The sequence below is a fragment of the Thermoanaerobacter sp. A7A genome, assembly GCF_000445185.1.
Taxonomy (GTDB): domain Bacteria; phylum Bacillota; class Thermoanaerobacteria; order Thermoanaerobacterales; family Thermoanaerobacteraceae; genus Thermoanaerobacter.
On the sequence record NZ_AVAF01000018.1, the window covers coordinates 1 to 7646 of the forward strand.

Below are 7646 nucleotides of genomic sequence, written 5' to 3' on the forward strand. Positions count from 1 at the left end.
CTTTTTTCATACACATAAAGGGGAGCCAATATGTTTAAACCTGGCTGAGAACCTTTTTTTGATTCTATTAGAAGAAGATTGGGTTTACTATCTACGTAAGGATGCACAAATCTCAATTTTTTAGGTTCTAAATTGTATTTTCTTAAAAAATACAAAATGTCAACTAATCTTTCTGTTCTATGAATCATAAAAAATTTTCCTCCAAATTTTAAAAGTTTCGAAGCAGCCTTTATAAATTCCTCAAGTCCTCCATATATTTCGTATCTCGCGATATTTTCTGACTCTTGTTTTTTATCAAATCCCGTTTTTACTGGCATATAGGGAGGATTTGAAGTCACTATATCAAATTTTTCATATCCTAATATCTTTTCTAATCCTCTTACATCGCCTTTTATTATTTTTATTCTTTCTTCCATTTTATTAATAGCTACACTTCTTGTAGCCATATCTGCCATATCTTCTTGTATCTCAACACCGTAAATAAAGGTATCTTGAGTTTTAGCAGCAATTAAAATAGGTATTATGCCAGACCCACATCCTAAATCTACAATTTTATCTCCTTTTTTAGCAGTAACAAAATTAGCAAGCAATACCGCATCCATTCCGAATTTAAATTTATCCTTGTGTTGAATTATAACTAAATCTTTCAAGTTTAATTCATCTAATCTTTCCCCATCTCTTAACATTTTATCACCTCTATAATATTCTTGATTTATTTTATCACAATTGCCAAAAGTTTTTATTAACTTTTTTAAATACGTATTGAAAATTGAAGTAGTGCACAGTATACTATATAAAGAATTTAAACATTAGGAGGATGAAAAGTTGACAAAAGTAGTTACTGCTCCCCGCGTAAATTCAGAAATAAATAAATTAAAAACAGCGATTTTGCACAGGCCAGGGAAAGAATTGGAAAGATTGACCCCTCAAAATTTATCCGAGCTTCTTTTCGACGATATCCCTTGGGTTAGAAGAATCCAAGAAGAACACGACAACTTTGCAAAAGTATTGCAGCAAAATGAAGTCCAAGTACTGTATTTACAAAATCTCTTAGAAGAAATATTAAAAGAAGAAGATGTAAAAGAAAAATTTATTGAGGAATTACTTCAAGTAAATGGAGTTACCTCTCCAAAAATCAATAACTATTTAAAAGAATTCCTTAAAGAAAAATCTTCAAATGAGATTGCCGAAATAGCAATTGCAGGTTTGGCTCTAAATGAAATAAAGATAAAAAAATCTATGATGGGTTTAGCAGAATACATATACCAAGATAGTTATTTTTATATAAAGCCTTTACCAAACCTTTATTTTATAAGAGACCCCGGAGCAATGATAGATGGCGGCTTAATGATAAGTTCTATGAAAACAGCAGCGCGAAAACCAGAAACTCTAATATTAAAATACATTTATAAATATCATGAAATTTTTAGAAAAAATAATATTCCTTGGTGGTATGATGATAGCTATCCTCATTCCATAGAGGGCGGAGATGTGCTAGTATTAAGCGAAAAAGTAATTGCCGTAGGATGTAGTGAAAGAACAACTCCTCAGGCAATAGAGCAATTAGCCCATAATTTATTTGAAAAAGGTTCCTCTGTCGAAAGAATATTGGTAGTGCAAATCCCTATAAACCGTTCTTATATGCATTTGGATACAGTTTTCACGATGGTTGATATAAACAGATTTGTTTTTTATCCGGGAATAAAAAACGAGTTGAGAGTATTTAGCATCATAAAAGAGGAAAAAGGTTTCTCTATACATCAAGAAAAAGATTTGCAAACAGCATTAAAAAATACGCTAAATCTCTACACAATAGATATAATACCAACTGGCGGGTTAAATGCAATAACTTCTGCAAGAGAACAATGGAATGACAGTACAAACACTTTAGCTATCGCTCCGGGAGTTATTGTAACCTATTCTAGAAATGAGATATCTAATAAAATAATGGAAAAAGAAGGAATAAAGGTAATCCCTATTGAAGGGTCGGAACTTTCAAGAGGAAGAGGCGGCCCTCGTTGTATGACTATGCCCCTTTTAAGAGAATAAATTAAATCACAGTTCCCTTTTTATGCACAAATTTAAAGCATAAAAAGGGGATTTTTTAATCTACATTGAAAAGTTACTAACAAATTAACAGATTTAACCTTTCTGTTGTTAATAAATTTTTAATAATTTAATGGTATAATGTTTGGGTGTCAATTTACTAATTGAAAAGGAAGGATAATCTATGAAAAAATTTTTTGCAATTTTTTTGTCCCTTGTGTTTATTTTCTTTATAGTTTCCCCTTCAATTTCTTTTGCATCTCCAACAAAAAATAAAATAGCAGTGCTCTTTATTTTAGATAGGACAAGTATTAATGACTTTGCTAAATACAATCTTCCAAATATAAAAAAGTTATTAGACATAGGTTCTTTAGCACTTATGAATACAAGAGCAGCAGGAAGTTATTCAGAACCTTCTTCTTATCTCACCATAGGAACAGGTACCCGAGCTTCAGCTGGTGAAATGGGTAGCCTATGTTTTAACAAGGATGAAGTTTATGGCTATACTTCTGCAGAAAAATTATATCACCTTTACACTGGGAAACTTCCACAAGAAGGTAATATAGTTAACTTAGGAATACAAAATTTAATAAATCAAGCTTCTAGTTTAAATTATACTGTTACGCCGGGATTGTTAGGTGAACTTTTAAAAAGAAATGGAATTTATGTGTACGTATTAGGAAACTCTGATATAAAAACTTCTTCGGGAATATCATATAACAGATATGCTCCTTTAATTGGTATGGATAAAAACGGGATAGCCCAAGGAGATGTTAGCGAAGATTTATTAATAAAAGATGATAATAGTCCTTATATGATAAAAGCCGATTATGAAAAACTTTACAATAAATTTGTAGAATACAGTAAGAATGGCGGCCTCATAATTATAGACCCAGGGGACCTTTTAAGGGCAGATGTATTTTCTAAATATACTCCCCCTTCCTTAGCTCAGCGTTACAGAGAAAAGGCATTATATGAATCTGATAAACTTATAGGTAAAATATTATCTGATTTGGATTTGTCTAAAGATTTATTTATTGTCGTGACTCCTTATCCTTCTAATCAAGATATACAAATTGACAATTTAATTACTCCTGTAATAATAGCAGGCCCTTCTTATTCACAAGGTTTTGCAACTTCTAATACTACAAAGCGCCAAGGAATTATTGCAAATTTAGACATAGCACCAACAATATTATCATACTTTAACATAGAACCTCCTGTAGAAATGTTGGGACATCCAATTGAAAGCATCAAATACCAAAATGCCCTTGGTTATCTCATTAACGCAGATAAAATGATTGTTTCTGTCCACAATGCTAGGCCAATAGTGTTAAAAAATTATGTTTTACTTGTAGTTATTGTGCTAATACTTTATATAGGTCTATTGTTTTTAAAAAAGGAATATTTAAAGTATTTGACACCCATAATTTTGGGAGTAATGACTGTTCCTCTGACATTTTTAATTCTGCCTTTATTAGGCCCCTTATCTCTTTACTTAAACATTGTGGCTGTTGTCGTTTTAACTGGATTAATTGACGGGTTAATCATGTATTTTGTAAAAAATGATTTAGATAGACTAATGGTAATAAGTTTAGTAACCACAATCACAATAATAATAGACTTGTTACTTAATTCTCCTTTGATGAAAAACTCTATATTAGGATATGACGTTATAAGCGGAGCTAGGTTCTATGGAATAGGAAATGAATACATGGGAGTCTTGATAGGTTCTTCAATTATGGGAACTATGGCATTAATTGAAAAATATAAAACCAAAAGCGTAAAAATTTTAGGCTTTATCCTTTTTACTGTTGCATTTTGGTTAATGGTTCTACCTAAATTTGGAGCAAAAGTCGGTGGATTTATAACTGGTTTTATGGCTTTTGGTTCCACAATTTTGATGCTCTTTGGAGTAAAAATAAATAAAAAGACCTTTTTAATAATGTTTATCTCTATGGTAATATTGCTATTTTTGATGTTTATAGCCTCAATGTTTTTTGGAACTACTACCCATATGGCTCAAACAGCTATTATTGTAAGAAGTGAAGGTATAAATTCTTTATTCCAAATTTTTGCAAGAAAGCTTCAAATGGAGCTTAAACTTATAAGATACACTATATGGTCATGGGTACTTATAATATCTATTTTAGTACTATTTATACTATCTTATAGGCCAACGGGAGTACTTAAAAATATCTTCAAAAATTATAAATACGTGTATTACGGATTTTTTGGCAGTATCGTAGGTATGCTTTTTGCTCTTGCCTTCAACGATGCTGGCATTGTAGCAGCAGCTACTACCTGCATATATGCAATACCTCCTATTTTACTACTTCTTCAAAGAAAAGTATAACTTTTTGGTTCCTTTTAAAGTATATGTTATAATTTATTATTGTAGCAATTAACCCAGTAAAAAAAGGAGATGATAATGTGGTTTTAACCTCCCTAGAAATTCTCGCTTTTTCTTTTATAGCAGGAATTTTTGGAGCTCTTTTAGGACTAGGAGGAGGAATAATCGTAATTCCAGCCCTTACTTTGTTATTAGGTGTAGATATCAAATACGCTATAGGTGCAAGTATAGTTTCAGTCATCGCAACTTCCAGTGGGGCAGCAGTCGCATATGTAAGAGACAAGATTACAAATTTGAGAATAGGAATGTTTTTGGAAATCGCTACAACTACAGGAGCTATAACAGGAGCCTACCTTGCTGGATTGATAAGTCCAAAATATCTTTATATAATTTTTGGCATTGTGCTTTTGTATTCGGCTTTAGCTATGCTTAGAAAAAGGCATGAAGAATTACCTCAAAATGTCGTATCTCACCCTTTGGCTAAAAAATTGAAATTAGAAGGGTCTTATTTTGATAAAGTGTTAAATAAAGAAGTAAAATACAAAGTAACAGGAGTCTACAGTGGATTTGGAACGATGTATGCTGCTGGTGTTTTATCCGGCCTATTAGGAATAGGAAGTGGTATTTTTAAAGTTATGGCAATGGATTTATTTATGAAATTGCCTATGAAAGTCTCTACTGCTACAAGCAATTTCATGATTGGTGTTACAGCTGCAGCCAGTGCAGGTATGTATTTAATGAGAGGTTATATAGACCCAAAAATAGCCGGTCCAGTAGCTTTAGGAGTTCTATTAGGAGCAACGTTAGGAACAAGAATAATGGAAAAACTTAGAAATACCACTATAAGGAAAATATTTATACCTGTACTTGCTTACATCTCTATTCAAATGCTTATAAAAGGCTTGGGGGTATAAAACTATGGAAAGAGAAAGCAATAAAGATTTAATATTAAAAAAAGAAAATGAAAAAATAATGGCTATGGAGCTTATAATAAGCAAGGCTTTAAATATAGGGGTTAAAACCAGCGCTTTTGTCATTCTTATAGGACTTTTAATGCTTATAATAACAGGGAAAAGTGGATATCCTATTGGTTATTACCCCACTTCCCCAGGGGAAATTTTAAAAGGTTTCATATCTTTAAAGCCTTATGCTATTATCCTTACCGGACTTTTATTGCTTATATTAACCCCTGCATTTCGTGTGGCCGTTTCGATAATTACTTTTTTATACGAAAAAGATTATTTATACACGGGTATTACTACACTTGTTTTTATAATCTTGATAATAAGCTTTATACTTGGAAAAATAGAATAAAAATAGAGGAAATTTATTCCTCTATTTTCTCCAAGTCCTCCCCAAATAGTTTCTCCTCGTAGGTTTCTTCAGTTTCTTCTCTTTCTTCTATAACTTCCACTTCTTCAGGATCATACTCTTTTATTATCTCTATTCCTTCTACATTTTTCATTTTTACTTTGAGTTTTCGCCTAATTACATCTACTTCTGCAACCTTCATTTCTTTATCTCCAGCTCTTATTATACTACCAACTTTAGGAAGCTCTGCTCTAATTTTTTCATACATTTCCTGTTCATACTTCAAACAGCACATTAATCGCCCGCAAATACCTGATATTTTGGTGGGATTTAAAGATAAATTTTGGTCTTTAGCCATCTTGATAGAAACAGGCTCAAATTCCCCTAAAAAGGAGGTACAACATAGAGGCCTTCCACAAGGTCCTAAACCTCCTATGATTTTTGCTTCATCTCTTACCCCTATTTGCCTTAGTTCTATTCTCATCCTGAAAACTGCAGCCAAATCCTTCACTAATTCTCTAAAGTCTACTCTACCTTCTGCAGTAAAATAAAATATGACTTTGGTATCATCAAAAGTATATTCCACATCAATTAAATTCATTTCCAAACCATGCTGCCCGATTTTCTGAAGACATATTTCAAAAGCCTCAGCTTCTTTTTTCTTGTTTTCATAATAATGTTCTACATCTTCTGGCGTCGCAATTCTTATTACTTTTTTTAAAGGAGCCACAATCTCTTCTTCTGGTACTTCTTTTATACCGACAACTACTTCGCCAAATTCTATTCCTCTTATTGTTTCAACTATAACTTTATCGCCTACTTTTATTGACAAATCCCCGGGGTCAAAATAATATATCTTCCCTGCTTTTTTAAATCTCACACCCACAACAGTAACCAAAATTATAAACCTCCCGCCATATCTAAAAGTAGATTCTCTACCGCCAATTGATAGTTTATATTTGAATTAATTTGTAAGTTAAATTGCTCTATTCTATTAATTATATTGTTAAGTCTATTGATAGTCAATTGAGATTCTATTTTCTGTATTTTATCTAAAAAATCTATATTTTTTATCAAAGAGACATCTTTTGTAGCTTTAAAAACCAACAAATCCCTCATATAAGAAAGCATAATTTTCAAAATTCCTTCTATATTATCTTTATTTTTATCAAAAAATTCAAACTCATCTATCACTTCAAATCCCTTTGTCGTAAGAATCTTTTCTATTTCTTGTATTGTCTCTCTTCTAAAATTTAAATATTCATTATCAGTTAATTTGTTGGCTTGAGCAAAATTTCCATCAGCAATATGAGATAACACTTCCGCATCTTTTTCAGAGATATTGTGTTCAAGCATTAAATAATTCTTTATCGTATTTTTACTTTCTTTATTAAAACGGACTATATTACAGCGAGAAACAATTGTAGGCAAAAGCTCTTGTTGTTGGGATGCAATCAATATAAAAAGTCCATATAAAGGAGGTTCTTCTAAAGTTTTGAGAAAGGCGTTTTGAGCTGCTACAGTCATTTTATCAGCTTTGTCTATAATAAAAATCTTTTTGCTAGCTTCATAAGGTCTTATATTAATTTCATTAGTTATATATCTTATAGTATCCACTTTTATAGAATTCTCCTCCGGCTCTATAAAAAACACATCTGGATGATTTTTATCCACTATCTTGAGGCAAGAACTACACCTAAAGCAAGGCTTTTCAACTTCCCCTTTACAATTTATCATCATGGCAAAATACTCTGCCATAAATCTTTTCCCTAATCCTTCTTCCCCTACAAACAAATAGGCATTTGAAATTTTATTTTTAGATATTATATTTTTAAAAATATTTAATACGGCTTCATGCCCATAAATCCTATACACGTTATCACCTATGAATATATGTCTATTAATAATCCTCTTATATCATCTATCATTTTTAAAA

The 7646-nt window shown here is 31.5% G+C and carries 7 protein-coding genes; 4 read left to right on the forward strand and 3 right to left on the reverse strand.

The genetic code is table 11. The annotated features are described in order from the left end of the window. On the reverse strand, nt 1–686 hold a 686-nt coding region (locus M663_RS0101335), incomplete at its 3' end, for a tRNA1(Val) (adenine(37)-N6)-methyltransferase (RefSeq protein WP_029687684.1). Between the two features lie 139 nt (nt 687–825). On the opposite strand from M663_RS0101335, the gene arcA reads away from it, so the two are divergent. The 4 genes from arcA to M663_RS0101355 all read left to right on the forward strand — a co-directional run bounded on the left by arcA (nt 826) and on the right by M663_RS0101355 (nt 5713). Next, nucleotides 826–2049: an arginine deiminase gene (gene arcA / locus M663_RS0101340; RefSeq protein WP_029687685.1), complete on the forward strand. Its 1224-nt coding sequence runs from the start codon at nt 826–828 to the stop codon at nt 2047–2049. 181 nt (nt 2050–2230) lie between these two features. Next, a complete protein-coding gene (locus M663_RS0101345; RefSeq protein ID WP_029687686.1) occupies nt 2231–4402 on the forward strand; it encodes a hypothetical protein in 2172 nt (723 codons plus the stop codon). A 77-nt stretch (nt 4403–4479) separates the two neighbouring features. Further along, nucleotides 4480–5313: a sulfite exporter TauE/SafE family protein gene (locus M663_RS0101350; protein WP_029687687.1), complete on the forward strand. Its 834-nt coding sequence runs from the start codon at nt 4480–4482 to the stop codon at nt 5311–5313. A gap of 4 nt (nt 5314–5317) precedes the next feature. Beyond that, on the forward strand, nt 5318–5713 hold the full coding sequence (locus tag M663_RS0101355; RefSeq protein ID WP_029687688.1) for a DUF1634 domain-containing protein: 396 nt from the start codon (nt 5318–5320) through the stop codon (nt 5711–5713). A gap of 13 nt (nt 5714–5726) precedes the next feature. Here the strand turns inward: M663_RS0101355 and M663_RS0101360 are convergent, their stop codons facing one another. Both M663_RS0101360 and holB read right to left on the reverse strand, forming a co-directional pair. Next, nucleotides 5727–6608: a stage 0 sporulation family protein gene (locus M663_RS0101360; RefSeq protein WP_029687689.1), complete on the reverse strand. Its 882-nt coding sequence runs from the start codon at nt 6606–6608 to the stop codon at nt 5727–5729. A gap of 2 nt (nt 6609–6610) precedes the next feature. Further along, nucleotides 6611–7585 (reverse strand): DNA polymerase III subunit delta', encoded by a 975-nt coding sequence (holB, locus tag M663_RS0101365; protein WP_029687690.1) that lies wholly within the window; start codon nt 7583–7585, stop codon nt 6611–6613. Between the last annotated feature and the right edge of the window lie 61 nt (nt 7586–7646).